Annotated in this window: 24 protein-coding genes; 3 read left to right on the top strand and 21 right to left on the bottom strand. The window is 64.2% G+C overall.

Annotated features, from left to right (window positions below):
• Window positions 1-7: 7 nt before the first annotated feature.
• From ACSBPH_RS04530 to ACSBPH_RS04595, 14 genes are all read right to left on the bottom strand, one after another.
• On the bottom strand, window positions 8-1,486 hold the full coding sequence (locus tag ACSBPH_RS04530) for an NAD-dependent succinate-semialdehyde dehydrogenase (protein WP_442576408.1): 1,479 nt from the start codon (window positions 1,484-1,486) through the stop codon (window positions 8-10).
• The gene (locus ACSBPH_RS04535) at window positions 1,476-3,332 is read right to left on the bottom strand and encodes a thiamine pyrophosphate-binding protein (RefSeq protein WP_442576409.1); all 1,857 of its coding nucleotides are present in this window, start codon (window positions 3,330-3,332) and stop codon (window positions 1,476-1,478) included. Before ACSBPH_RS04535 ends, ACSBPH_RS04530 begins: the two co-directional genes overlap by 11 nt.
• 246 nt (window positions 3,333-3,578) lie before the next feature.
• Window positions 3,579-4,646 (bottom strand): ABC transporter substrate-binding protein, encoded by a 1,068-nt coding sequence (locus ACSBPH_RS04540; RefSeq protein ID WP_442576410.1) that lies wholly within the window; start codon window positions 4,644-4,646, stop codon window positions 3,579-3,581.
• 73 nt (window positions 4,647-4,719) lie between these two features.
• Window positions 4,720-5,541, bottom strand: coding sequence for an ABC transporter permease (locus ACSBPH_RS04545; protein ID WP_442576411.1), 822 nt, complete (start codon window positions 5,539-5,541; stop codon window positions 4,720-4,722).
• On the bottom strand, window positions 5,538-6,338 hold the full coding sequence (locus tag ACSBPH_RS04550) for an ABC transporter permease (protein WP_442576412.1): 801 nt from the start codon (window positions 6,336-6,338) through the stop codon (window positions 5,538-5,540). The genes ACSBPH_RS04545 and ACSBPH_RS04550 overlap by 4 nt, the downstream gene beginning before the upstream one ends.
• Window positions 6,335-7,090, bottom strand: a complete 756-nt coding sequence (locus ACSBPH_RS04555) for an ABC transporter ATP-binding protein (protein WP_442576413.1) — start codon at window positions 7,088-7,090, stop codon at window positions 6,335-6,337. The genes ACSBPH_RS04550 and ACSBPH_RS04555 overlap by 4 nt, the downstream gene beginning before the upstream one ends.
• A 192-nt stretch (window positions 7,091-7,282) precedes the next feature.
• Window positions 7,283-7,759, bottom strand: coding sequence for a cupin domain-containing protein (locus ACSBPH_RS04560; protein WP_442576414.1), 477 nt, complete (start codon window positions 7,757-7,759; stop codon window positions 7,283-7,285).
• A 356-nt stretch (window positions 7,760-8,115) separates the two neighbouring features.
• The gene (locus ACSBPH_RS04565) at window positions 8,116-9,138 is read right to left on the bottom strand and encodes an NAD-dependent epimerase/dehydratase family protein (protein ID WP_442576415.1); all 1,023 of its coding nucleotides are present in this window, start codon (window positions 9,136-9,138) and stop codon (window positions 8,116-8,118) included.
• Between the two features lie 115 nt (window positions 9,139-9,253).
• Window positions 9,254-10,237: an Ldh family oxidoreductase gene (locus ACSBPH_RS04570; RefSeq protein WP_442577244.1), complete on the bottom strand. Its 984-nt coding sequence runs from the start codon at window positions 10,235-10,237 to the stop codon at window positions 9,254-9,256.
• A 92-nt stretch (window positions 10,238-10,329) separates the two neighbouring features.
• A complete protein-coding gene (locus ACSBPH_RS04575; protein WP_442576416.1) occupies window positions 10,330-10,782 on the bottom strand; it encodes a cupin domain-containing protein in 453 nt (150 codons plus the stop codon).
• Window positions 10,783-11,101: 319 nt separating this feature from the next.
• The gene (locus ACSBPH_RS04580; protein ID WP_442576417.1) at window positions 11,102-11,854 is read right to left on the bottom strand and encodes an IclR family transcriptional regulator; all 753 of its coding nucleotides are present in this window, start codon (window positions 11,852-11,854) and stop codon (window positions 11,102-11,104) included.
• A 219-nt stretch (window positions 11,855-12,073) separates the two neighbouring features.
• Window positions 12,074-13,555: an aldehyde dehydrogenase gene (locus tag ACSBPH_RS04585; RefSeq protein WP_442576418.1), complete on the bottom strand. Its 1,482-nt coding sequence runs from the start codon at window positions 13,553-13,555 to the stop codon at window positions 12,074-12,076.
• Window positions 13,552-14,379: a sugar phosphate isomerase/epimerase family protein gene (locus ACSBPH_RS04590; RefSeq protein ID WP_442576419.1), complete on the bottom strand. Its 828-nt coding sequence runs from the start codon at window positions 14,377-14,379 to the stop codon at window positions 13,552-13,554. The genes ACSBPH_RS04585 and ACSBPH_RS04590 overlap by 4 nt, the downstream gene beginning before the upstream one ends.
• Before the next feature lie 227 nt (window positions 14,380-14,606).
• Window positions 14,607-15,974: an MmgE/PrpD family protein gene (locus ACSBPH_RS04595; protein ID WP_442576420.1), complete on the bottom strand. Its 1,368-nt coding sequence runs from the start codon at window positions 15,972-15,974 to the stop codon at window positions 14,607-14,609.
• Window positions 15,975-16,253: 279 nt separating this feature from the next.
• Between ACSBPH_RS04595 and ACSBPH_RS04600 the strand changes: the two genes are divergently transcribed.
• The gene (locus ACSBPH_RS04600) at window positions 16,254-16,964 is read left to right on the top strand and encodes a hypothetical protein (RefSeq protein ID WP_442576421.1); all 711 of its coding nucleotides are present in this window, start codon (window positions 16,254-16,256) and stop codon (window positions 16,962-16,964) included.
• 103 nt (window positions 16,965-17,067) lie between these two features.
• Here the strand turns inward: ACSBPH_RS04600 and ACSBPH_RS04605 are convergent, their stop codons facing one another.
• On the bottom strand, window positions 17,068-18,819 hold the full coding sequence (locus ACSBPH_RS04605) for a GMC family oxidoreductase (protein ID WP_442576422.1): 1,752 nt from the start codon (window positions 18,817-18,819) through the stop codon (window positions 17,068-17,070).
• 441 nt (window positions 18,820-19,260) lie between these two features.
• On the opposite strand from ACSBPH_RS04605, the gene ACSBPH_RS04610 reads away from it, so the two are divergent.
• Window positions 19,261-19,608, top strand: a complete 348-nt coding sequence (locus tag ACSBPH_RS04610; protein WP_442576423.1) for a carboxymuconolactone decarboxylase family protein — start codon at window positions 19,261-19,263, stop codon at window positions 19,606-19,608.
• Window positions 19,609-19,774: 166 nt separating this feature from the next.
• Entirely contained in the window at window positions 19,775-19,924 is a 150-nt protein-coding gene (locus ACSBPH_RS04615) for a hypothetical protein (RefSeq protein WP_442576424.1), read from the top strand.
• Here the strand turns inward: ACSBPH_RS04615 and ACSBPH_RS04620 are convergent.
• From ACSBPH_RS04620 to nrdF, 6 genes are all read right to left on the bottom strand, one after another.
• Window positions 19,914-20,408: a hypothetical protein gene (locus ACSBPH_RS04620; RefSeq protein ID WP_442576425.1), complete on the bottom strand. Its 495-nt coding sequence runs from the start codon at window positions 20,406-20,408 to the stop codon at window positions 19,914-19,916. The two genes, ACSBPH_RS04615 and ACSBPH_RS04620, sit on opposite strands and share 11 nt — an antisense overlap.
• A 673-nt stretch (window positions 20,409-21,081) precedes the next feature.
• Complete coding sequence (locus tag ACSBPH_RS04625; protein ID WP_442576426.1) at window positions 21,082-21,354, bottom strand: hypothetical protein; 273 nt, start codon at window positions 21,352-21,354, stop codon at window positions 21,082-21,084.
• A gap of 181 nt (window positions 21,355-21,535) precedes the next feature.
• A complete protein-coding gene (locus ACSBPH_RS04630) occupies window positions 21,536-22,324 on the bottom strand; it encodes an SDR family NAD(P)-dependent oxidoreductase (protein ID WP_442576427.1) in 789 nt (262 codons plus the stop codon).
• A gap of 158 nt (window positions 22,325-22,482) precedes the next feature.
• Entirely contained in the window at window positions 22,483-22,701 is a 219-nt protein-coding gene (locus ACSBPH_RS04635; protein WP_442576428.1) for a helix-turn-helix domain-containing protein, read from the bottom strand.
• Window positions 22,698-24,056, bottom strand: a complete 1,359-nt coding sequence (locus ACSBPH_RS04640) for a tyrosine-type recombinase/integrase (RefSeq protein ID WP_442576429.1) — start codon at window positions 24,054-24,056, stop codon at window positions 22,698-22,700. Before ACSBPH_RS04640 ends, ACSBPH_RS04635 begins: the two co-directional genes overlap by 4 nt.
• Window positions 24,057-24,420: 364 nt before the next feature.
• A complete protein-coding gene (gene nrdF, locus ACSBPH_RS04645; RefSeq protein WP_442576430.1) occupies window positions 24,421-25,398 on the bottom strand; it encodes a class 1b ribonucleoside-diphosphate reductase subunit beta in 978 nt (325 codons plus the stop codon).
• Window positions 25,399-25,418 lie beyond the last annotated feature (20 nt).

Genomic DNA, 25,418 nt, shown 5'->3' on the forward strand with positions numbered 1-25,418 from the left:
ACTCCCTTCACCGGGGGCCGGAGCCCATCCCGCCCATGCACAAGTACTTGACCTCGAGGTAGTCATCGAGGCCGTAGTGTGATCCTTCCCGTCCGACGCCGGACTCTTTGATGCCACCGAATGGGACAGCTTCATTGGCCATCAGCCCGACGTTGGACCCGACCATTCCGGACTCGATCTGTTCCGACACACGCCACACCCGGGCGATGTCGCGGCTGTAGAAGTACGCCGCCAAACCAAATTCGGTGTCGTTCGCGGCCGCGATGACGTCCGCTTCCTCGCGGAAGCGAATCAGCGGGGCGACAGGACCGAACACTTCTTCGCGGGTCAGCCGTGACTTGCGACTGACGTCGCCCAGTACGGTGGGCTCGAGGAAGGCGCCTTCGGGGTCAGGACGTCCGCCGCCGGTGAGCACCTTGGCACCCTTGTCCACTGCGTCGTCGATGAACTCGATCACCTGATCGACCGCCGACTTGTTGATCAACGGACCCATCGTGACATCCGCGTCGAGACCGTTTCCGATCCTGAGTTCCTCGACCTTTGCGACGAGCTTCTCCGCGAACTCGTCGTAGACGTCCTCGTGAATGTAGAAGCGGTTCGTCCCTACGCACGCCTGTCCCGAGTTGCGGAACTTCGAGGCCACAGCCCCCTCGACGGCCGCATCGACGTCAGCATCGTCGAACACGATGAAGGGCGCATTCCCGCCCAATTCGAGCGCCAACTTCTTCACCGTGCTGGCGCTCTGCTCCATCAGAAGCTTCCCCACGCCGGTCGACCCGGTGAACGACAGCTTTCGCACCGCGGGGTTGGAGGTCAACTCCTTGCCCATCTCGCGCGATGCACCTGTGATGACGTTGAACACCCCCGCGGGGATTCCCGCTCGCAGGGCGAGGTCAGCGAGCGCGAGCGCGCTGTAGGGGGTCTCCGTCGCCGGTCGGACAACCATGGTGCAACCTGCCGCGAGCGCCGCCGCCACTTTCCGGGTGATGATCGTGTTCGGGAAGTTCCACGGCGTGATGGCGGCACAAACGCCGACTGGCTGTTTGATCACGACGATGCGGCGGTCGTCCGCCGGCGTCGGGATGGTGTCGCCGTACGCGCGGCGCGACTCCTCCGCGAACCATTCGATGAACTGGGCGCCGTTGACGATCTCAGACAGCGCCTCCTTGAAAGGCTTGCCCTGTTCTTGCGTGAGCAGTCGGGCCAGGTCCTCCTGGTTCTCGATCACCAAGTCGAACCACCGCCGCAGCAGGCGCCCGCGGTCTTTTGCGAGGATCGCACGCCAAGGGCCGAATGCGGCGTGTGCGGCCTCCACGGCACGACGCGTCTCCGTTTGCCCGAAGAAGGGGACAGTGCCCACGGCCTGCCCGGTCGCGGGGTTCAGCACCGCGACAGTCTCTCCGGAGTCGGCGCCGATCCACTCCCCACCGACAAGGCAAGCCTCGCGGCGAAGTGAAGGATCCCTCAGGCCCAGATCACTGACCATCTTCATCTCCGGGCAGCGAGGGCATCTCCTCAACGCCGAGGGGGCCGGCCTTCCACGTCTCGTGGAAGTTGCTCGGGTAGGGGTACCAGATGGCCCGGTACTGCGGCGTCAGCAGCTCCGTGTCCACACTGATCAGCGTCGGCTTGCGAGAATCGATCGCCGCCTCGAGCGCCGGCTTGAATTCTTCGGCTTTCGAGACACGTACTCCGACCGCACCCATGGCCTCCGCCATGGCCGGGAAGTCCGGGCCCCAGAGCTCCTCCTCGCCGACCTTGCGGTAGTCGCACATCGACTCGCGTCCGTAGACGCGCAGCATGGTCTCACGCTCGACTTGGAGGGAGCGGTTGTCCATGACGATCCAGACAATCGGGAGGCCGAGCTCCACGGCAGTGGGAACGACCGTGGCGCGCATCAGGAACGCGCCGTCGCCCAGCAGAGCGATGGCCGGCTTATCGCCATCCGCGAGGCTCGCCCCGATCACCGAAGCGGCGCTCCAACCCATCCGGTGCATGAAGCCCGAGTGAACGACGTGGCGCGAGGATGCCGGCAGGAACGCCGGGCCGAAGCTCAGCAGGTGCCCAGTGTCGAAATGGATCGAGGCATCCGGGAACTTCTCCGCGACGACCTGTGAGGTGTCGTATGTCACTCGTGCATAGTGCAGGGGTGAGATATCGGAGGTCCGCATCTCGTCCGTCTCGGCCAGCCACTCGGCACGCTTCGAATCGAGATCCGCGATCCAGGCGGTCTGCTCCTCCACACCCGATTCGCGCGCCGCCTCCGTCAGGGCGATCAGTCCGAGCCTGGCATCCGACGTCAGAGCGACCTCTGTCGGGTATGCACGGCCCAGCTCGGTCGGGTCGATGTCGATATGGATCAGCTTGGTGTTGGTCGGGATGTCGAAGAGCGTCCACGCACCCGTGTCGATGTCCGTGAAGTGCGTCCCGATCCCGATCACGACGTCGGCATTGCGCGAGCCGTAGTTGCCCTGACCGGTTCCCGCTCGGCCTATGCAGCCGAGGGAGAGACGGTGGTCCTCCGGGAAGGCCGCCTTGCCCGACGGGGTCGCTGCGACCGGGATCCCGGTCGCTTCGGCGAATTCCACCAGCTCATCCCAGGCGTTCGAGTTGGCAATGCCGCTTCCGACGACGGCGATGGGTCGCTTGGCGGACTTGATGAGCTCGATCGCCTGGCTGATACCGCTCGGGTCCGGTGCCGGCGGGCGATGCATCATGTACGGCGTCGGGTCCGGCAGGTCGTCCGGGATCAGCGTGTTCTGAATGTCGAAGGGAATGGCGAGGACGACGGGCCCGGGACGACCGGTGTGGGCGGCCTGGTAGGCGCGAAGGAACATGTCGATCGCCTGATCGGGGCGCGTCACCATGGCGGACTTCTTGACGATGGGTCGCGCGAGGCCGACGAAGTCCTCGGGTCCGTCCCGGTAGAACTCCTCGATCCCGCCACGGTCGAACCAGTGAGTGGCGCCCACGCCGACGACGACGAGCATGGCGACGGATTCGTAGTAGGAGACTGCGAGCGGCGGGATGGTGTTCAGGTTGCCGGGGCCGACGCTCGTGGAGACGACAGGCAGGGGGGGCTTGCGCGTGCGCCGCCAGTACCCATCGGCGAGCTCGATGGCGTGGTCCTCGCTCCGGGCCGCAACGCTGCGGATGTTCGTCTCGTGCACCAGCGCATCGAGGAACGCCCAGTTGCCGTGTCCGTTGAGTCCGAAGGCCACTTCCGTGCCCATCTGCTCGAGAAGCCGCGCGATTGCCCGAGCGACGGTGATCTGTCCCATAGTTGCCTTCCTTAGGCGGATTGTGTGGGTTAGTGGGAGTGAGTACCGCAACCCTGCCTTCACTCACCGCGGGATCACACCGTTCGTATTTGTGAACCGCCATTCCCATTTGCCAACATGAAGCTACTCCGCCAGCAGACCGTTCGTCAAGCCGGGCAGCCGCATCCATCGAGGCTGGTGTGCCGGACTCCACCCTTGCGCCGGGTCTCGACGCGCGCACGAGCGCAACGGCGCGGAGTCCCCAGCTCACCTCATGGAGGCGGAACTGGGGACTCCGGCTATCGCGTCGAGCGACGCCTACTTGGGGAGGGACTCCTGCGCATCCTTCAGGAGGCTGAGGTCGATGTATGTGTCTGGCTCGGGAAGCTGCTCCGGCTTGTAACCGAGGTACTCGGACAGGAACGGATAGACCGTGTCTTTGACATATTCGAGATCCATCGACATCAATCCATGCTTGTCCGCATAATCGCTCTGCATCGCCTCGATGTAGAACTTCTGTCCGGCGAGCTCGGCGTCCAAGTTGAGCCCCATGTCGGCGCCGTAATTGTCGACGGCTGCTTTCGCCCCTGGTTTGGGATCTGCGACGTCTGCCTCGTACCCTTGCGTGAGCGCGGCGAGGAATCCCACCAGGAGTTCCCGGTTCTGTTTGAGGTAATCGCGGCTGACGATGAGGCAGTCGCCGTAGTCATGCCAGCCGAGGTCGCCGACGAGCGTCGTATCGACGGGGAAGCCGCCCAGCTGAAGCGCCACCGCCGCGTTCGCGGCGTAGCCGATGTACGCGTCGACAGTCCCGTCCTTGAGGACCGTGGGGTCGGTGCCCACCTGGACGAGATCGAGGGTGAGTCCCTCCTTCTTGGCCATGCCCTCAAAGACGATTCGATCGGTGGGAGACTGGTGACCGATCTTCAGTCCGACCAGGTCCTGCAGCTTCTTGACCGGGTGCCCCTTGGGTGTGATGACAGACTGCACCTGACGCTGGAAGCCGCAGCCCAAGACCACGAGATCCGCCCCATCGGCGTTCGCCTGGATCACGTCGGAGAACTTCGACGCCACTCCGACCTGAGCATTGCCGGTCACCACCTGCTGGGAGGCGGTCGGCGCGTTCAGACCCGACGGGATGAAGTTCACATTGAGCCCGTGATCTTCGAAGAAGCCGTCATCTTTGCTCACGTAGAACGGTGCGTAGTGAGCATTCGCGATCCATCCGAACGCAACGGTGAGAGGGGAGACGGCGCCACTCTGCGTCGCTTCGTCCTCATTTGCGGCCGTCGCACTTCCGCCGCTTCCCGATGTGAGAGCGGAACTGCACCCAGCGGTGATGCTGAGCACGGCGGCGATTCCCGCGGCGACGACGATGGCGCGCACGTGCCTAGTTAGAGATTTTGACATTGTTATCCTTTCGCGAGGATTGAGGGTGAGAACGCAGCGGGTCTGCGGCTCACGCGGTGACGACAGTTGAGGTCCTGTCGATGAGCCACTGCGTGCCCAGGTACAGGAGGTATGCGAGGGTCGTCGCGATCATCGCGACGGCCCAGTTGATGTACGTGCCGTTCGGAGCAAAGCGCGCGATTCCGATGAGTCGCCCCAGGCCGCCGGTCCCTGTGACGTACTCGGTGAGGGTTGCCGCGCTCGCCGCGAGAACGGCGCAGAGTTGCAACGCCACCGCCAGGCTTCTCAGCGATCCGGGAAAGGCGGCCTGCCAGAGGAACTGAGATTTCCTCGCACCGAACGTCGCGAAGAGGTCATAGCGTGCCTTGGGCGCGGAGTTCAGCGCCGTCTTCAACATGACGAAAGTCGGGAAGCTGCACAGCAGGGCGGTGACGGCAATCGAGGTCGTGACGCCGTACCCGAGCGCCCGCGCGGTGATCGGAATGAGCACCACGATCGGGATCGCACGCAATGCATCAGCTGCCGGCCCGGCGATGCCTGCGAGGACAGGACTCCACCATGACATGACGGCGAGCAGGATGCCCGCGACCATTCCCAGCGCTATTCCGGCGAAGACGGTCCCTGCGGTCAGCGCGGTCGCTCCCACGAAGATTTCAGGGTTCGCGGCCATGTATTGCACCACGGCCCACGGAGGCGGGACCACGCTCGGATTGATATTGCCAACGGTCGTCACAAGGGTCCAGACGCCGAAGATTCCGAGGATGATGACCAGCTCGGGCAGCCATCGACGGATGCCTCGCAGCCGAAAGGCACGATTGGATCGGATCGCGGCGGTGCGGATGGTCGACGTGCTTCCGTCAAGAGCGGTCATTCGCCGTACCTCCCATGCAAGAATCGCTGCAGTAGCGTGAGAAGGATCGACGCTCCGATCGCCACTGCTGTGACGGCCGTGGCCGCGACCCACATCAATTGGACCTGGGCGTTCTGCATCGAGGAGAGGATGACGACGCCGATTCCCCGGGTGATGCCGAACCACTCCCCGAACACCGCCCCCATCACGGCGGCCGGAGCCGCGAGCCGCAAGCCATCGGCGAAATACGGCAGAGCCGTCGGCAATTGAAGGTGAGTGAAGGTCGGGAAACCGCGTGACCCGGAGATACGGAAGAAGTCGGCCTGCGCACCGAAGCTCACCTGCAGGCCGCTCAGCGTGGGCACGAAGACCCAGAAGAACACGAACCAGGCGGATATGACCGTCGGGACCACTGATGCATCGAGCGTGAGCATGAGCAACGGCCCTAGAGCCACCATGGGAATGACCCACGTGAGAACGGCCACTCGCTGCAACAAGCGGCGACTCCATCCGATGTACCGCGCGAGGAGGGCGAGCGAGACACCGAACAAGGTCCCGAGGATGTACCCGACCACGGCGGCGCCCAGAGTAGTAGGGAAGTTGCGCCCCAGCACAGCGAGGATGACCGGGTCCGTCCAGGCAGCCACGATCGATCCGATCGGGAGTAGCGCGTTGCCGAAGATCCCCGATCGCGCCACCAGTTCGTAAAGCACGAGAAGAATGCCAACTCCGAGCAGTCCTAGCACCCGCGGGTTGACTCGCGGCGAAGCCGAGACCTCTATCAACCGGGGGTTCGGGCTGAAGCTCTGCCCACTCATCGGGTGGTCTTTCCCGCCGCGACCGCAGGCTGGTTGAGCGTCGCGGTGATGGTATCCACGAGCTCGTGGAACGCAGGCTCACGGCGCAGGTCCACCGTGTGCGGGCGTTCGAAGGGGACATTGTGCACGGAGTCCACGTGTCCCGGCCGACCAGTGAGGGCGATCACGCGGTCAGCCAGGTACACCGCTTCGTCCACATCGTGCGTGACGAGAAGCGTTGTGACGGATCGTTCGGTCCAGATCCGCTGCAACTCGTCGTTCATCCGCCGCCGCGTCACGGCATCCAGGGCACCGAACGGCTCGTCCAGAAGTAAGACCGACGGCTCCATGATGAGTGCCCGCGCGAGCGAGACTCGCTGCTTCATGCCGCCAGACAGCTGTCGCGGCTTGGCCTGTTCGAAGCCCGTGAGGCCGACGAGATCGATGAACTCGCTGATCCTCGCGCGGTCGACCGGCCTCTTGGCGAGCCGGAAGGGCAGTTCAAGGTTCTTCGTGACCGTGAGCCAGGGCAGGAGCGCGCTGTCCTGGAACCCGACGCCGAGGCGATGTTGAGCCACGATCCGTCCGGGCTTCTCGCCGCCGACGGCGATGCTTCCCGACGTGGGCTCCTCCAGAGCGGCAACGAGGCGCAACAGCGTCGACTTGCCGCATCCGGAGGGTCCGACCAGGGCGACGAACTCCCCCCGCTCGACCGCGATGGAGACGTGATCGAGGGCCCTGACGGTTCCGCTCTTCTTGGTGACGTACTCCACGCTGACGTCGTCGACGTGGATTGCCTCACCCCGTGCCAAGACTGTGGCTGGCGTTGCGCTGACCATCGATCTATCGACCTTTCCGCGCCGATCCTTCATCGGATTGGCGCATTTCCTCTTCCTCGAGGATTTTGAGTGGGGAGGTGGCCAGAGCGTGGTGGCACTGAGCCGTCGGGTTAAGCGGATTGGGCGCTAATCGGCGCCGAGCATCACGGAGATGATGGTGGCCGGCTCGGGGCGCCTGTTGCTCCACGAGTGTTTCGTTCCTCGCTGCACGAGTGTGTCGCCGGGGTGCAGGACGACTTCGCCTTCCTGCATGACGCACCAGAGCTCGCCTGAGATCACGGTGATGATGTCGACCGACTCGGTCGCGTGAAGGCCCGGAATCCCTTCGTCATCTCCCTGCGACAGTGGCCCGCTCTGGTCGAAGTACCCGAGCGAACGATCCCACTCCGCGTCTGGCGGAAACGTGACGGAACGCACGAGCAGACCGGTCTTCGGGGGCTTCGCAAGGATCTCCTCGCAGCCGTCGCCATCTGAGAACGCGACAGGCAGCTGAGTAACGCGCCAGATGTCGTTCTTGGTGTTCCCCGGCGTGACAAGTCGGTGGGGTGTATTCGAGTCGACCTCGATCACCGACCGACCGTTTCCGTCCACTCCCGTGATCACGCGTCGAGCGTGAGCATCGCTGTACTTTTCTGTCGTCACGAGCTACCCAACCATCCAATCGTCGAATGTGCTCCAGGCCGGAATGAGCGAGGCTCTCAGCCGTGGTTCCGTCCCGAAATGCGCACGGCTGTAGCGTATAATGAACAGAACGGGGTGTCAAGGCTTTCCGCCAGCAGGAAAACCCGTCGGGTTGTCATGCTGGACGCCGGTCGACACGGGGCGCGCCGAAGGGTGTTCTCGGCCCTCCCCGGTGCGCACTCCCCCGGGGATCAGCCCGAGACTGCTGCCGCCCGAGGCAGGCATGGGCTCGGCCCGGCCGAAGCAGGCATGGGCGCGGTCCGACCGAAGGACTTCTCTTATGCAGGGGACAGCTCGGCCAGGCCAGCCGCGCTGCGATACATATTCATCGTTCGAAGGACGCCGTCCTCCATCGAGAATCGACTGCGGATCCCGAGCTCCTTTTCAGCTCGACCGGCGTCGAACTGGTAGCTCCAGATGGTGGAGTGGGAGGCAGGCAAGCCGACGGGTCCGACTTCTGCCGTGATTTTTGCTCCCGGGACCAGAGATCGCACGTAGTCGCACGCCTCAGCCAGGGGACGGTAGTCCCCGCTGGTCAGGTACGTGTCGCCGGCCGCGGCGTGCTCGTCCAGCGCGCGCACGAAGGCGCTAGAAACGTCTTCGACATAGTGGAAGTCGAGTGATCGTTCAGTGTAGGGCACGACAACCCGCTCCCCTGACTCGATCGCGGGCTGATACATCAAGTTGAACAACCACGAGCTGCCGCTCCCACGGAGTGCTTTGACGTGCTCGCCATACCCGTAGACGCGGCCGGGCCTCAAACCCGTGATATCGACCCCGCGGTCGAGTGCGTACATCCGGGCGAGCTGCTCACCCACGACCTTCGTGGCTCCATAGAGGTTCCGCGGGTCGTAGGGGCTCTCGTCGCTCACGGTTCCCTCCGGCCCGACGGAACGAGGGCCATAGACACCGATGGAGCTGGCCCACACAACCTTTTCGACTGACGCCCGAGCGGCCGCTTCGAACACATTGGCCGTGCCTTCGGAATTGACTCGTATGGAAGCGCCCGGATGAAGGGTTGCGGCGGACGTCATGATCGACGCCAGATGCACGATCCGGGTCACTCCAGCGCCCTGAACCGCACCAGTCACAGCCTCGAAGTCCGTGATGTCACCCACGATGACGGTGGCGCGATCGAGCAGTCCGCCACCAATGAGTGCATCGGTGAAGCCCAGGTCCGGCAGATCGAGGGTTGGGGGCCCTCCGGGCCCGCCGAATCGGCCGTAAAGCACGACTTCCTCACCGGCAGCCAGCAGGTCCCGCACGATGTAGCTGCCGATGAACCCTGTGCCCGTCACCATGACAGTCAATGCATCCTCCAAATTCTCGTGGTGACACGCCCCGCCAACGCCATCAGGATCCTGGACCGCTCGTAGGGTGCCACTCCACAATCAGTCGTGCTGGCCGAGTCGACGCTCAGTGGACGGTCGTTCCGGCCAAGCGCTCGAGTTGCGCGATGATCTTCGAGTCGATCTCGATGCCCTCGCGCTTACTCGCCTCACGTCGTGCATATGCCGCCTCCGACGGAATTCTGATGGCTGGCGATCCCTCGACCGTCGGAGTGCTCCGGACGGAATCCAGATACTCCTTCATGACGTCGCCGAGCTCATCGGGCGAACGGAGCAGGCCGGGGTCGAACGCCAGGAAGAAGAACGCCGTATCGGCGAGCTGCCCACGCCCCAGGTCGGCGCCTGCCATCAGACCGAAAAGCTGGACCGCTAGCGAGAGGCCGAACCCCTTGTGACCACCGAAAGGAAGGATGCCACCTTCCAGTGCGGCAGCCGGGTCGCGCGTCGGCCGGCCCTTCGCATCCACGGCAACATTCTCATCGAGGGGCAGATTCAGGGTTCGGCTGAGCAGGACATCGCCGTGCGTGGTCGCCGCGGTGGCGAAGTCAAGGATGAATGGGTCGGGAGCCTTCGGTATCGCGACGGAGACCGGGTTCGTCCCGAGACGCGGTTGGAGGCCACCGAGCGGCACAACCACGGGAAAGGCGCTAGTGAAGTGGATGGCCGCCAGCCCCTGCCGAGCGATACGTTCGACGTAGTAGGCGCACCTCCCACTGAAGTACGTGTTGAAGGCCCCGACGACGGCAACCCCGGACGCCTTCGCCTTCTCAGCCGCGATGTCAGCGCTTCTTCGCGCAACGAGGTATCCGATGTTCGCTGCTCCATCGAGCATGGCTGACACCGGCGTCTCCCGAACCACCGTGATCTCACCGGGGTTTGGCCATCGCGGTCGCTCCTCGGCGATTGCCAAGATTCGCGGCAGCCCGGCGAAGCCATATCCGCACATCGCGGCGTCGACCAGGTGATCGGCAACGATGCCCGCCTGTTCTCGGTCGTAGCCGAGCGATTGCAGGCTCCTCGTGGCGAGCTCCGCAGCTGATTGAACGCTCATCGTCACGGTAGACGGAAAACTATCCATTCGATCACTCCTCCAGACTGCGCGGGTACACCCGACGCAATCGAATCAATTGCGCTTGAGCCGGCCTAGGCGCGGCTGGGGTCTGCTTCGTTCCCGGCCGCGTATTGGTTGTCGGAGACGGCATCTCCCCACGAAACCCCGCCGAAGGTCACGGCGGTGTGCATCATCGATCGCTCGCTTGTAGCCCCGTGCCAATGCTCGACGTTCGGCGGGGTCCATACGATGTCGCCGGCGACGACTCGGGTGGCTCGTTCCCGGTCACCGACGAATCCCTCACCATGCTCGATGATCAGAAGCTGGCCGCCGGGATGACTGTGCCAATGGGTTCGCGCGCAAGGCGTGAAGAATACGTTCCCGACCGTGACGCCGTGTTCATCCGTCGTAGGCGCGTCGCGCCACAGCTCACCCGTGTACGTCCCGGAGGCTCTCTGGCTGGGCGAGCCGTCCGTCGTGCTGAAGACAGTGATCATGTGCGCTCCCTCGGCGGTCGTCGCGAATGCGGCTGAATCGATCAGCATTCTGAATGCTTGTACGATAGTACGAATTTGGCGACGCGGTCAAGTGCGGCATGCGCTACGGTCTGCGGGCTCGTCGAGATCGCGCTTCGCTCGAATCCCGGCGCACCGTTCACCGGCCGCGGCCCGCGCGGAAGGTGCACGGCGCAAGGGAGACCCGCAGTCGATGGACCCAAGCGCAGCCAGTTCTCGGACCCGCCGCGCGAGCACCTGCACGCCCGAACCGGACCCAGACGTCATGTTGGATAAAAAGGGTCAAGATCACACCGCGGCTAGGGTAGCGGGACTCGCCGCCGAGCCGGATGAGGAGGGATGACCCGTCCTAACCGGCGTTCTGCGAGAGCGCCTCGGCCGCCGCCTTGACATCCGCCTTGATCTCGGGGAGGCGATCGACCATCCTCGATGCAACGCCGGCTAGCGTGATCGCGAAGATCACATCGCCGGTCCTGTTCACGATCGGGCTGGACACCGCCATCTCGATCCCGGTGTTTCCCCCGGCGTTCACCGCGACTCCGGTCTTGCGCACCTCGGCGAGTTCTCCTCGCATGGTCGATATTGTTTCGGCATCCAGCCTCTGACGTCGGAAGTACGCGTCCAGGCGCTTCTCGTCCATGTAGGCGAGAAAACACTTGCCCGAGCTTCTCGGCCACAGCGAAAGACGAGTGCGAGGCATCGGTGCGGCACGAATCAGTGCATCCTTCGGCTCCACGATCTCAAGATGAACGGTACTGTCCCCGACAAGCTTGGAGAGTATCGCCGTCTCTCCCCACCGCTCAGACAGTTCCTCCAGGGCGTTGCGGTAGGAAGCAGCAACGAGAACCTCCTCGGATACGACGAGGCTCGAGATCGCGGGTCCTACGTGATAGCGACCCCCCGCCTCGCGAAGGTAGCCCGTCGTGAGCAAGCCCTTCACAAGGCCGTGCACGGATGACTTCGGCGCATCGACGTGCTCCGCCAGATCCCCGAGCCGGGCACCGCGCTGATCGTTCACGACGACGAATTCGAGTATGGCCATGACTCGCGCGACCGTTCGATGCTCGCCGGCGACTGGCCGTTCGACTGCCTCCGTGGTCATTCCACAACTCCTTCGTGATCCGATGACGCGACGTCCTCAGCGCCAGCAATGCAGACGATGCGCGTCTGAGAGGACAGTCGATTTGCGAGACGCCGTCGAAAGCGACATCCGTATCGCCCCCTACCCATTCTCGCAGACGTTTTCGCATATAAGGACGCATCAGCCGTTGGCGTGGGTGCGCTCCCGACGCGAGCGTCGGCGTAGTCGCGTCTGAGCGGATCAGGCGGCGCTGTCCTCGAACTTTGCCGCGTGTTCGAACTCTGCAGGAAGGCCGATCGACTTGAGCTCGGTGTAACCTGCAAGCCCTTCCGGTCCGGCTTCCCGTCCGATGCCGCTCGACTTGAACCCCCCCGCCGGAGCCGTCAGTCCGATCGTGTTTCCGTTCAGTTCGACGACCCCTGTGCGGAGCCGAGCGGCGACGTCGAACCCGTGGGCCAAGTCACGTGTGTAGACGGCCCCGTTCAAGCCATAGTGCGAGTCGTTCGCGATCGCAATCGCCTCCGCTTCGGTGTCGTACGAGAACACCGCAAGGGCTGGGCCGAAGATCTCCTCCTGCGCGATCCGCATCTGGGAGGTTACGCCGGTGAAGATCGTTGGCTCGACGAACCATCCTCTTTTCAGGTTCGCTGGACGACCCCCGCCGCGTACGACGACCGCTCCCTCGTCCTTGCCGGACTGGAGGTATCCCTCGACCCGCTCACGATGCGTCGACGTGACCATTGGGCCGATCTGCGTCTCCGGGTCGGTCGGGTCACCGACGGGCATACTATCCATCAGGCCGATCAGACCGTCAACGAATTCCTCGTGGCGACTGCGAGGCACGACCAACCGCGTCTTCAGACTGCAGATCTGTCCGCTGTTGCGGAGAGACTGCCTGCGAAGAGTCTCAATTCCACTCTCGAAGTCGGCGTCCTCCAGGAAGATCGCTGCCGATTTGCCTCCGAGCTCGAGCGTCACGCGACGAAGGTCATTACCACACAGGCTCGCGATTCGGCGGCCTGCCATGGTGGAGCCCGTAAACGTCACCTTGTCTACATCGGGACGCGTCACCAGATACTCACTGACGGCTCGATCGGCCGGAAGAATACTCACGACACCTTCAGGGATCCCTGCTTGTGTGATGAGATCCGCGAGGATGTACGAGTCCAGCGACGTCTCGGGCGAGGTCTTCAGGATGACGGAGCATCCGGCCAGCAACGCGGGGGCTACCTTCTGGATAGCCGTCATCTGCGGCACGTTCCAGGGAACGACTGCGGCAACAACACCCACCGGTTCGCGTGTCACCAGGGCTCGACTTGCACCGTAGCGGCGTTCCGTCTCGAAGGGGAAGCTTTCCGCCACCTGCGCATAAGCCTCGAACATCGCCAACGGGACCCCGAACTGCATCCAGTGCGACTGCGTGATGGGACAGCCCATCTCATCAGTGATGGTCTGAACGAATGCGTCCTCTTCCTTCTCGTACAGACTCCCGAGCTTACGCACCACTTCGATGCGCTCGGCGGGCGACATACGGGGCCAAGGCCCGCGGTCGAACGCTTCTCGTGCCGCTGCAACCGCGCGATCCACATCCTCCTTGGCTGCAAGCGGCAACCTCCCGATCGTCTCCTCCGACGCGGGCGAGACCACCTCGTAGCGCTCGGATGACGACGGCGAAACCCACTTGCCGGCGATATAGAGATTCTCGTACGTCCTGTCGGTCACTTTCCCCTCCTCATGATGTGGTCCTCGACGGACCTTGCGGCGCGGAGCCCGGCCCGCGCCCGTTCCAGGATGCCGAGATGAGCATCGGCCTTGTTCGGGACCTCCACCGCGGCCACCACGTCGTCAGGCAGTTCGGCAAGAAGGGCGCGCAATGGCAAGCCGCCCTGGCCGGGGTACAGGCGTCCACTTCGCGCCTCAGCGGCCAGCGCCGCGGGACCGGGCGACTCCGCGGGCGCATCGCACAGCTGGACGCAGGCGAATGTTGTGTCGGGGAGGCCCGCGAGGTCGTCGACCTGTCCTCCTGATCGGAAGAAGTGCAACGCGTCGAGGGTGATCCGGAGGTTCTCGGCACCTACCGCAGAGACCACACGAAGAGAGTCGGACAGGGTCGTCAATCCTCGGAATGCCATGAACTCGAGCATCACACCCATGCCGTGCGCCGAGGCCACGCCGCACATCTGCTTGAGAGAAGCGACCAGCGCCGTCTCCCCATCGCTCCCGTATTCCTCGAGCGATGCGGATGTGGTCGCGAACCACGACGCGCCGAGGCCGGAGGCGAACGTCATGGCCGCATCCAATGCGGGCAGGTCGAGAGAGGGACCAGCCCGAACGACCTCAATGTCGAAAACCTCCAGCGGCGAGTCAGCCAGTCGCCCGCGGATCGCATCCTGCAGGGGGGCGTCGGCCATGACATCGATGTCGGTCGACATCGTCGGGATGAGCCTCAGACCGACCCCGTCATATCCGGCCGATTCGGCCGCGCCGATCAGATCCAGGGGCGAGCAGGGCAGCACGGTCAGCGGCGAAAGCGTGAACTTGCGCACCTAGCCCCCTCCGGGCACACCGTTACGGCGGGCCGGGCCCTGTAAAGAGACAAACCGTTCATAACTAGACTCCATCATACGTCTATAGGAACTTGACGGCACGCCGTATCGGGCGTCGGACGAGAATACTGAGCGGCGGCTTCTTCGTACCATCGCGTTCACCGCGATGATCGTTCCCCCCTAGGGCAGGGTGCTGCGATCCAGAGGTTGAGGCGTCGTGTGGAGGCTCAGTCCGTGAAGACCGAGGCGCACGTGGGCAGGTCGGAGGTAGACGAGAGCGAGTCGATCCGCTGAAGCTTGTCGAAGAGATCACGGGCTTCTTGATCGGAATGAGTCTTCACTGTGCACTCGCGGAACTTCGACCAGAGCTGCTCCGTGGTGAGCGGATCATTCGCGTGTCCCGGGATCGATCTGATCGGGCCGCTCTCGATGACTTCTCCGCTCTTCAGCGTCAGCTTGACCTCCTCGGTCGGCGAGAACACCGGATCTCGCTCGTCGTACTCATCCACGGGGATGAGAGTGACCTTGGGAAAGAAGGCTTGCATGTCGGCGCGCTGCACGGTTTCATCGGCGAGCTCGGGAACGCCCATCTTTCCGAGAATCACGGCTGCCGCGATCCCGTACTGACCGCTGAACTCGGCTTCCCAACGCGTCTGCGGCCGCTCGTAGACCAGACAGGTCACCTGACCGCGGCCCATCCGCACCTCTACCGATGCCACGTCCTCCGCCTCGATCTCGCGGCCCGCCAGCATCCGAACGGTGCCGTTGAACGAGCGGTGCAGGAAGTAGCAGGTGGGGTGGAGCTTGATGAGCAGCTTATGCTTCGGGAGGTACCACTCTTTGCCGAGCTTCGACTCTGACTCGAGATCGGGCGCGCTGTCGGATGAGAATGCCATCAAGAAACCCTGCTTGTTCTCGATCGCGTCCGGTCCGGCCGACATGCCGGCCGCTGCGAGCCTTGCCGACTCCAGTCCCCCGCGCGCAGCGAGGCCTGCATGGAATCCCTTCATCATGGAGCCGAAGTTGGAGAACAGGCCTCCGGCGAAGCTCCCAGCGATAGCAACAGCCGCTGCCGCACGCTCAGCGGGCAGGCGATGCAGTACTGCGCCCGCCGCTGCCGCTGCCATCGCGCCGAAGACCGACGTCGGATGCCACCCCTTCGCGTGATAATTGCGGCTCCGGCGCCACAGCTCGCACCACACCTCGTACCCTGCGACGTAGGCGGTGGTCATGAGTCGGCCGTCCACGCCCAGGTGTTCGGCTTCGGCGAGGATCGCCGGCACGAGCACCGCACTGGGGTGTCCCGACATGGATTGGTCGTCGTAGTCCAGGGAATGGGCGATCGCTCCGGCGAGCAGAGCCGCATCCGGGGCGGGAACGCGCTCGTTCGAGAGGCACGACCGCGCCTCCGGCGATCCTGCCTGATCGACCAATGTCCGGCGCACGATCTCGGTCACCGGCTCCGGGAGGCCGACCATGATCACGCCGACCGTGTCCGTGAAGGCGTCGCGCACCATGGGGAGGACGTCTGCAGGCAGATCCTCGTAGGTCACCGAAGCCAGAAAAGTCCCAACGTCAGCTGTGAGTGAACCCACCACGCCTCCTTTGTTCGAGTGTCAGAGCGAGCCGTCGCCGTGAACCCGAAAGTGGATCCCGCGCTACGTACGCATTTCCGAACCGTTGTTCGTAAATGCCAACATACTCTTCCTGTTATCTCGCGTCAACCAGCTGCCGCGGGGAGCAAGGGTCTACCTCGATCCCTGCCCAAACCCCTCCAGCTCTTCGTCACCGCACCGTCCTGTTCGGGGCCGTGCGCAGCCATTTGTAAATAGGAATACCAATTCATTAGGATGAACGTGTTGAGAGGAGCTCTCGTGCACGATGCTGCAACGGCCCCAACTCCGGCTGTCCTCTTCCTCCGGGTGCCTCCGGTCCCCAAGGACGACACACGCAGGTATGAGGAGTGGTATGACGAGGTCCACATCCCGTATCGCCTTCGCTTGCCAGGCTTCATCGGTGCCGAGCGGTGGACGTGTGCGGGCGACGGTCCGCGTTATCTGGTCTTCTACGAACTTGCCGACATGGAGGCACTGTGGGATCGCGAGTATCTAGCGCTTCGCCGCTGGGAGGCCACGCAGCCCCCGGAGACCTTCGAGGGTGCGGGAACGACCGGTCGGCCCGGATTCGAGCGCGGCGTCTATGAGGTGAGAGGTGGGACTCCTGCTCTTGCAGGTATGAGTCGCCCGGGAGGGATCCTGCTCCTGGGATACGACCCGGAGACCTCGCACGCGGACGACTTCCGTCAGTGGGTGCGCCAGTCCTACATCGACGAACTGGGCTCGCTCCCGGGCGCTACGGCAGTGCGACACCTGGAATTGACCGAGCGCACAATGAACCCTCAGTCCGGTCTCCGGACGCCGAGGCCTCGCACGCTTCTCGCGGTCTATCTCGCAGACCCGTCGGTCTGCGACGGCCCTGTCTTCGAGGCCCACCGCCTCGCACGGTGGCGAGCTCGCGGAGTGGAGGCATCGTCTGTGCACGTGGGAAAACTCGCCATGCGAGCCGGGGACATGGTCCTCCCCTGACCTCCACGCCGACGAGCGTCGGCCAAACGGCTAATGGACGAGGTGTCAGCGCCGGGCGTTCCTGTCCGCACCCTTCTCCTCACGGTTTGCGCGGACGTTGGCGCTAAGCACTGCTGCTCGCGGTGATCAGGTCCACACCTCGTTCGGCAATCATCATCGTGGGCAAATTGAGATTCGTCCGCGTGATCCTGGGCATCACCGAGGCATCTGCGACATGAAGCCCTTCCACGCCGTGAACCGACAGATCGGACGGATCGACCACGGCCTCGGCGTCGTCGCGGGGACCCATACGCGCGGTGCACGAGTGATGCCAAGCGAGGTTCACCCGCCGTGCCAGGAAGTCGTCGAGTGCGCGCTCATCAGCGAGCAGTTCATGCAGCGTGGGGCCGTCTCGAACGATGTGATCCAGCAGGAATCGCCTCGCCCAGGGGGAGGCATCCATGACTATTGCACCCGCCCGGGTGAACCAGTCGTTGAAGAGGTTTGGTGTTCCCAGCTTCTCTATCCGCTTCGAGAGATGGGTTGGGAAGGGCATCTCTATAAGGTGTGGGTGCAGGTAATTCAGCATCAGACCAGCGCTGAGTCGGAAACCTCCGCGAAGGCGGATGAGGTCCCTTTCATCATCGAGGCAGAAGTTGTCGATGACCGGGCTGCTGAGGAGCCCAGGGCTGCCGAGCGTTACAGAACCACGCGAATACGGCATGGCCACGAAAGGACTCAGCGTCACCATGCGCTTGCCGATCGAATGCCACATCGACCGCGCGCCCGTAGAAAGAACCATATCGACGGGCTCGCAGCCCTCGACCTGTGATGAGTACCTCAGGTAGGAGAAGACCCGCCGCATAGGCGCAACCGTGCGCCCTCGCGGTTTGGTGTATGCCGATATCGAGGTCATCGGGTGATTCTGCAGGTTCTGGCCCACGCCCGGGAGGGCAGCGGTCACCGCGATCCCCTTCGACTTGAGCTCGGCGGGGTTGCCGATGCCAGAGCGCAGCAGAATGACCGGTGTCATGATCGCTCCGGCCGCGAGAACAGTGCGCCTCGACGGGACGACCAGGCTGTGACCGTCCTTGATTGCGATGACCCCGGTCGCTCGCGCGCCGATCACTCGCACGCGGATGACCTGGATGTCCGTGATGATACGGAGATTCGTCCGGCCACGTACCGCGGGGGTGAGATATTCCCTGATCGGCGCGGACCTCATCGTGCCGTCGTTGTTCAGCGGAACGGCACCGTGGCCCTCAGCAAAAGTGCCGTTCAGATCGTCCAGCCACGGATAGCCTTCCTGCACCAGCCCGTCGCTGACGGCCAGCGATACCGAATCCCATTCTTGTTTCGGTGTCCGACGGATACGGATGGGGCCGTCGTGCCCATGACCCTCATCGGAGAAATCGAGGTCAGTCTCCATCTTCTTGAAGTACGGCAGGACGTCGTGCCATCCCCATCCCCGCGCCCCCGCGGCGACCCAGGAGTCGAAGTCATCCGGCGCCCCACGGAAGGCCACCTGACCATTGACCGATGAACCTCCACCCAAGAGCATGGGCTGCTTGTAGGACACCCGAGGAGGATTTCCGCCAGGGAACCGACGGGGACTTGCCGTGGTTCCGGTGAGGTCCGGCCAGTAATACTTGGACCGCAGGACGGCTTTCCCACCGTACAGCTCCGTCAGCTCGTTCGGTCGGTCTTGCGCGTATTCGCTGCCGGCCTCCAAGAGGATCACCGTGCGCTCCGGATCCTCAGAGAGGCGAGCGGCGAGCACACAGCCGGCAGAGCCGCCGCCGACGACGATGTAGTCAGCGTCGGCTCCAAACGGCTGCAGCGTCTGTTCAGCAATCGGCGTTCGTGCCTCAATCATCAGAGATAGGTCCCTTGTTCGCAAATACGAATGCTCATTCATTATACGGTTCGGGACCGATCCTCACCATAACCAGTTCCAGTCAAACGTGCGGTAGCCGTGATGCCCATCTGGCGAGCCGCAGGCGGGGAGACTAATGAACATCGTGGCCGCGGTGACGGCTGACCACCGGCACCGACGATCCGCCCGCGCCAGCCGCAACCGCGCGGGAAGCGGCCTCAGCGTGAGGATACGAAGGCCTCCTATGCGATGTGAAGCGGTTCCTCAGGCAGCGCCACTTGACACTCGGAGGCTGCACCCGTGAGCAGACCGCTACCGTTCACAAAATAGCCCCCGAACATCACAGGTAGGCGAACGGCGTGCCTTACAGTATGCTGTATCCATATACGTAAGTACGGACGCCGCAGGGCGGGGAATCCCGCCGGCGCTGGAAGGAGACTCGTGGCTAACGTTCTTGTTCACCCTCCGACGGAGTACCTGAGAAAGGAGGACGAGGATGCCGGGCAGGCCATGCGCGATCTGCGCAATGCTGTGCTCGCGGCTGGCCCCCTCGATGCGGTCACGAGCGAGCTGATTGTCATTTCGGCGTTCGCGGTCGCTGGTTACGAGGACTCCTTCAAGATCCACGCTCGCCGTCTATTCGACCTTGAGGTCCCGGTCGCCGCGATGAAACACGCGGTGATGCTTCCGCTGGGAGCGACTGTCGGGGCGTTTCCGGTAGCCCGTGGTATCGAGTGGCTCGACCAACTCGAGTTGGAGTACCGAGAGCGCGTATTGAACGGCTCGTAGCGGGCGTCCTCAACTGAAACACCGTCGTCCGAGCGCTCTTCAAACCAATTCGCATCCGGGTCGGTCCGGCGCTCGCAGCCTGCATCGTCCACGGCGGCCGAGGCGGGCGCGGAGGTCGACCGCGCGCCTCTTTCCGAGCCGCTGTGGTGCAGGCCTGGAGACAGCTGTGGATGCACGTGAAGATCGCGGTGTGGCGAGCGGCGGCTTAGACAACGGGGATCGCGAACTGCTCATCGTCGATCTGGACCGACTCCAGCACATCGCCGGCGATGCCGCTCACGTCGATCTGTCCCGACTCGATGACGTCACCGAGTGAACGCAGCACACCGTTGTCGGCGTACTGAGCGAGGAACTTGCTCGGCGAGATCCGCAGGCTGGTGCCGGACGCTTCCCCGTCGGCGCCCTGGCGTTGCAGCACCGCGGTCAGATACTCCTCGTGCGACGAGCCCTCCCGCCCGCACCGTGGTCGCCAGCTGCTCCCAGACCCACCTGATGGCGGCCGTCAGCACACTTCCCCCGGTGGTCGGGTCGAAGTCGACGCTGAACAGCACGTCGTAGTCGGAGGTGTCCCGGAACATCGTCCGCTGCGCCGGCATGACCTGCGCCGCCTGCTCCCGGTCGCGTTTGGCGGCGGCGTACTGCGAACGCCGCGCCTTCGCGATCATCACGGGGGCAGCGTCGGTGACCACCGCGCGCGTCGCCCAGCAGATTTCGCGGTCGGCGACCGCAACCCCGTGAGAGGCCACGATCACCCGGGTCGACGTCGCGGTGACATCCACCACGATCACCCGCAGGTCCACGGAGTAGTCGTCCCCGTGACCCGGATAGTACTCCCGCCTGAGTCGAACCCGGGTGTGCAGGCCCCGTCGCAGGCGGCTGCGGCGGCAGCGCCGTCATCGCCGGGATGTACCGGTCGAGCACCTCGACTGGGCGGCCGCTAAGCGAGCGGAGCGTGGGGCTGTTCGCGATCGGCAGCCAGTCCGCGAGCTGCGTGTTGAGGTTCGCGGGGGACCGGAACTGCCGACCGGGCAGGAACGACGTTTCGAAGAAGCCGTTGTTGCGTTCGGTCATGCCCTTGAACTCCGGGTCCCGCGGCGGCGCGAGGACCCGCCTGATCGCGAGGATTCCGGCGAACGCGGCCGCCGCCCGCGGTCGCCCCCTTCCCGCCGATCGCGGCCTCCCGGTCCCGACCAGCGTCTTGGACACCGCGCTGACCTGGGAGATCAGCTGCCACATCCCCGCCAGCAGATCCCCGCCCTGCCGGGACGGCAGCGTCAGCACCGACAGGAACCGGGAGTACGTGAGCGTCATTACCAGCACCGGCATCATCGCGACCTGCCCGAACCCGACGGGGATCCGCGGCTCCGGGAACCACAAGTCATCTGCGCCGCCTGGCCCGGCTCGAGCACCCAGCGGTCCCTCGGGTCCCGGCATACTCCGGACCGATCAGCCGGATCCGGTCCTTCAGGATCGTCACGAGTGCTGCCACCCGATCCGCTGCGCGATCACCGTCACCGGCATTCTCACGTCCACCATCCGCAGCGTGCGGATCTCGGGCACGACCTCGTCGACCAGCGGCTGCTTCCCAGCCCCCTGATACATCGGCGGCGCACCAGGCACCAGCGCCGACCGGACCGTGTTCCGCGCGATCCCCAACCGCCTCGCGATCCCCATCCGCCTCGCGATCCCCTTGATCGGCACGTTCTCCGCCCGATGCGACCGGCGGATTTCCGCCCAACTCTCCATACCGCACCATGCGCTCACGAGCAGGGTGGGTGGCTCCGGCCCACCCGCTCGTCGTCATCCACGTAGTACAGCAATAGCCGCCCAGGGTGGACCTCATCTCGTGATGCGGGATCCGACCCTCGTGAGCCGCAACGTCTGCGATCGTCACCGCCCGGCCACTGCGGAGGCACAGCCCCGCGAATCAGGCCGCCGTGTAGCCACCGTCGACCGGCAGCACGACACCTGTGATGCTGGCCGCCCTATCCGACAACAAGAAGAGGATGGATGCCGCGACCTCTTCTGGCGTGGTTGAGCGGCCGAGGGGGTGCTGCGCAGCGATGTCAGCAAGAAGCGCGTCGCGCTCTTGGCCTTCAGGCGGGAGGAAGTCGTCCATGAACCCGGTGGAGATGTGGCCCGGGGCCACGGCGTTGACTCGGATACCGCGAGATGCCAGCTCGATCGCTGCCATCCTGGTCATCTGGTGCACGGCGGCTTTCGTGGATCCGTAGAGAGTCTGACCCTGCAACCCGATGAGTCCGGACATCGAGCCGGTGTTCACAACCGCGCCGCGGGACAGAGTGAGCGCGGCCAGCGAGGATTTGATGTGGACGAAGGGGCCTCGTGCGTTGATGCGCATGATCTGGTCCCATTCCTCGACCGAGGTCTCCTCGAGCGCAGCAAGCTTGAATCGCGCAGCGTTGTTGACGGGTCCGGTAAGCCGCCCGAAGCGGTCATGCGCCACTTCCACCGATCGCTCGGCCGTGCTCGGGTCAGAAACATCGCCGACCACGACCGCGACCTCGTCCGACGCCAAGGCCTCGACGGCAGGACTCAGATCCTCCGCGACAACCTTTCCACCGGCCGACACGAGACCGCGGACGACGGCGGAACCCACACCGCCGGCCGCTCCGGTCACGATGGTCACTGAGTCCGTGTGCACGCCGATCATGCTGCACTTCCCCGGGGGATCGTCGCGATTGATGTGGCGCATACCGTCACGGTTATGTGCAAGCCCTGGCTCTTCCGGACGTGCCCCTCAAAGCGAATCAGAGCAGGGAGAACGGTGCGGCTTGACGAGTTCCCGGCGCCATCACCGGACGGCCGGACATCAGATCCGCGCCCGTCGCAGGGACGGCGACAGCCAGAGCCTCATCGGTCCACTCGTTTCCTCGTCGGGATCTCCACGAGCATTCGTTCACGGAGTTCCTCGAGATCGACGCGGATGAGCCGGCCGACAAGGTAGCCATGCACCGTCCCGTCTGAGATGCGGCGCCTGACCGTCTTGATCGAGACTCCGAACTCCCCCGCCGCGACAGCGAGCGAGACGAGCGACCCGGGGTGCACTTCTGGATGAGTGTGAGCAGTCATGGCATTACCTCCCGGTTCGCTGACGCTTCCTTGATGTGTAGGTGTTCATCGCCGTCCAGTGCTGGCTCATCGCCGACACCGCGGGCGTGCAGCCTCTCCTCGATGCGGTCGCTCATGCGATCGGCCAGCTCGCGGTCTCGAGCCATCGTCGCGTGCTGGTACCGGAGGACGACGCGGATGTCGGAGTGCCCGCCTCGTCGCATGAGCTCGGCGAGCGTCGCCCCCTCTTGGGCGAAGATCGTCAGACCCGCATGCCGGAGGTCATGGAAGCGGAACCTCGGAGGCAACCCGGGAACGGCATCTCGACTGTCCATCCAGATGTAACCCCACCGCGTGTTCGACAGCGGCACGCTGCCACGGGCGTTCGTTGGAACCAGCGGAGCCTTCGCTTCCGCACCGACATATTCATGCAGATGAGATGCAAGGCGATTCAACATGACCTTCGGCACGGCGAGAGACCTCTTGCCGGCCTCGCTCTTGAGCTCATTGGAGTAGTCGCCCGTGTTCGCGCTCAACTGGCGACGCACATGCAGGATCGCACCACCATCGTCGAGCCATTCGATGTCACGCCGCTGCAGTCCGAGGCACTCGGCGCGACGCAACTGACACCAGGCGGCGAGCAGCACCATGATCGCCAGCTGCTTCGGTGTCGCGCCATAGAGCGCTTCGACCTGATCTGGCGTCGCGACGTCGTCATCGGTACCGGCATCGTCATCCTTGATCACGGTCTCCTGCCGGGGTAGCGAAACAGCCGGCGCAGCAGGGATGACGCCATCGCGAGCCGCCTGGCGAAGGATCATCATGAGCACCGTCAGCACCGGACGCGTAACGCCATTGAACTTAGACTTCGGGTTCAAGGGTGAAGGGATGTTGTCCAGGCGTGCAGTCAGCGCACGGATGCGCTCCAAGTCCACCTCCCGCACCAGCAGATCACCGAACTCCGGAACGAGATAGCCGTCGATCTTGCCCTTGTAGGAACGGACCGTGCCGAGCGCGCGGCGCTTGCCATTCTTCTTCGGCTCTGCGCGAATCCTCGCTATCCACTGATCCGCGTACTCGGAGAAACTGATGGACCGAGCCTGCTCAGCGGCCGCTTCCGCTCGGCGGCGCGCCGCTCCCGCGGAGGGCCGTTCCCACTCCCCTCGTGCGATCGTCGTATGCATGCTGGCGAGCCATGCGCGCGCATCGGTCTTGGTGAGGAACGTCAGCGGCTTGTCGTCGTCGGTTCTCGCCGTGTAGGTCTCGCCGTCCGGAGCGGGGTAGCGCGCCTGCCAGCGGCCGGATGGCAGCTTCCGAAGACTCCCCCATCCTTCCCGCTTCGCAGCCGCGCTTCCGGCTGTCCTCGTGGTGCTCATCGCGCCCTCCCATGACCCTGAGTGGATTCGCGCGGCCGGTCGTGCCACGCCGTGCCACTGGGAGCACCTGATGGGTGGAATGTTTGTCTCATCGGGACTTCTGCATCCTTAAGGACGCCTCCTGTGGCACGCAGTGGCACGACTCCAGTGGCACGCCCATACTGAAATCCGACCGGCGGACCACCCCGCTTCACTGAAGAAGGTGGGCGCGTGCCACCCGCGTGCCACTTCGAACGGCAATTCATGTCCATCTGAGTCCTCCTCTATCTGTCGAGAGAAGGCACGAAAGAGGCCCGGGCCCGCAGAATCCTGCGGGTCCGGGCCTCTCAGCCGCCCTATGCGGGCGAAGTGGGATTCAGAACTCCTAGAAGTCCCAGTCGTCGTCTTCGGTCGCGACGGCCTTGCCGATGACGTAGGAAGAGCCCGACCCCGAGAAGAAGTCGTGGTTCTCGTCGGCGTTCGGCGACAAGGCCGAGAGGATCGCCGGGTTCACGTTCGTGACGGTCGAGGGGAACATCGCCTCGTAGCCCAGGTTCATGAGGGCCTTGTTGGCGTTGTAATGCAGGAACTTCTTGACATCCTCGGTGAGGCCGATTCCGTCGTAGAGGTCCTGCGTGTACTGCACCTCGTTGTCGTAGAGCTCGTAGAGCAGCGAGAACGTGTAGTCCTTGAGGTCGTTGCGCTCGGCCTCGCCCAGCAGCTCGAGACCGCGCTGGTACTTGTAGCCGATGTAGTAGCCGTGCACGGCCTCGTCGCGGATGATGAGCCGGATGATGTCGGCCGTGTTCGTCAGCTTGGCCTTGGACGACCAGTACAGCGGCAGGTAGAAGCCGGAGTAGAAGAGGAACGACTCGAGCAGGGTCGAGGCGACCTTGCGCTTGAGCGGCTCGTCGCCACGGTAGTAGTCCATGACGATGTGCGCCTTGCGCTGCAGGTTGTCGTTCTCGACCGACCAGCGGAACGCGTCGTCGATCTCGGGCGTCGAGCACAGCGTCGAGAAGATCGACGAATAGCTCTTGGCGTGCACCGACTCCATGAACGCGATGTTCGTGTAGACGGCCTCCTCGTGCGGCGTGATCGCGTCTGGGATCAGCGAGACCGCGCCGACCGTGCCCTGGATCGTGTCGAGGAGCGTGAGCCCCGTGAACACGCGCATGGTCGTCGTCTGCTCCTCGGGGGTCAGCGTCGCCCAGGACTGCACGTCATTCGACAGCGGCACCTTCTCGGGGAGCCAGAAGTTGTTGACGAGACGGTTCCAGACCTCGAGGTCTTTCTGGTCCTGGATGCGGTTCCAGTTGATCGCCTGGACGTGGTCGATCAGCTTGAGCTTCTCGGGTGTCATTTGCTCTTCCTCAGAATCCC

The sequence above is a fragment of the Microbacterium sp. F51-2R genome (genome assembly GCF_052180235.1).
Classification (GTDB): Bacteria; Actinomycetota; Actinomycetes; order Actinomycetales; family Microbacteriaceae; genus Microbacterium.

Bases quoted from the DNA above. Each gene is read 5' to 3' on its own strand.
- nrdF (WP_442576430.1), bottom strand. From the start codon at position 25,398: ATGACACCCGAGAAGCTCAAGCTGATCGACCACGTCCAGGCGATCAAC.
- ACSBPH_RS04630 (WP_442576427.1), bottom strand. From the start codon at position 22,324: ATGCGCCACATCAATCGCGACGATCCCCCGGGGAAGTGCAGCATGATC.
- ACSBPH_RS04605 (WP_442576422.1), bottom strand. From the start codon at position 18,819: ATGATTGAGGCACGAACGCCGATTGCTGAACAGACGCTGCAGCCGTTT.
- ACSBPH_RS04580 (WP_442576417.1), bottom strand. From the start codon at position 11,854: ATGACCACGGAGGCAGTCGAACGGCCAGTCGCCGGCGAGCATCGAACG.
- ACSBPH_RS04545 (WP_442576411.1), bottom strand. From the start codon at position 5,541: ATGACCGCTCTTGACGGAAGCACGTCGACCATCCGCACCGCCGCGATC.
- ACSBPH_RS04570 (WP_442577244.1), bottom strand. From the start codon at position 10,237: ATGAGCGTTCAATCAGCTGCGGAGCTCGCCACGAGGAGCCTGCAATCG.
- ACSBPH_RS04565 (WP_442576415.1), bottom strand. From the start codon at position 9,138: ATGGTGACGGGCACAGGGTTCATCGGCAGCTACATCGTGCGGGACCTG.
- ACSBPH_RS04640 (WP_442576429.1), bottom strand. From the start codon at position 24,056: ATGAGCACCACGAGGACAGCCGGAAGCGCGGCTGCGAAGCGGGAAGGA.
- ACSBPH_RS04530 (WP_442576408.1), bottom strand. From the start codon at position 1,486: ATGGTCAGTGATCTGGGCCTGAGGGATCCTTCACTTCGCCGCGAGGCT.
- ACSBPH_RS04575 (WP_442576416.1), bottom strand. From the start codon at position 10,782: ATGCTGATCGATTCAGCCGCATTCGCGACGACCGCCGAGGGAGCGCAC.
- ACSBPH_RS04550 (WP_442576412.1), bottom strand. From the start codon at position 6,338: ATGAGTGGGCAGAGCTTCAGCCCGAACCCCCGGTTGATAGAGGTCTCG.
- ACSBPH_RS04625 (WP_442576426.1), bottom strand. From the start codon at position 21,354: ATGGAGAGTTGGGCGGAAATCCGCCGGTCGCATCGGGCGGAGAACGTG.
- ACSBPH_RS04635 (WP_442576428.1), bottom strand. From the start codon at position 22,701: ATGACTGCTCACACTCATCCAGAAGTGCACCCCGGGTCGCTCGTCTCG.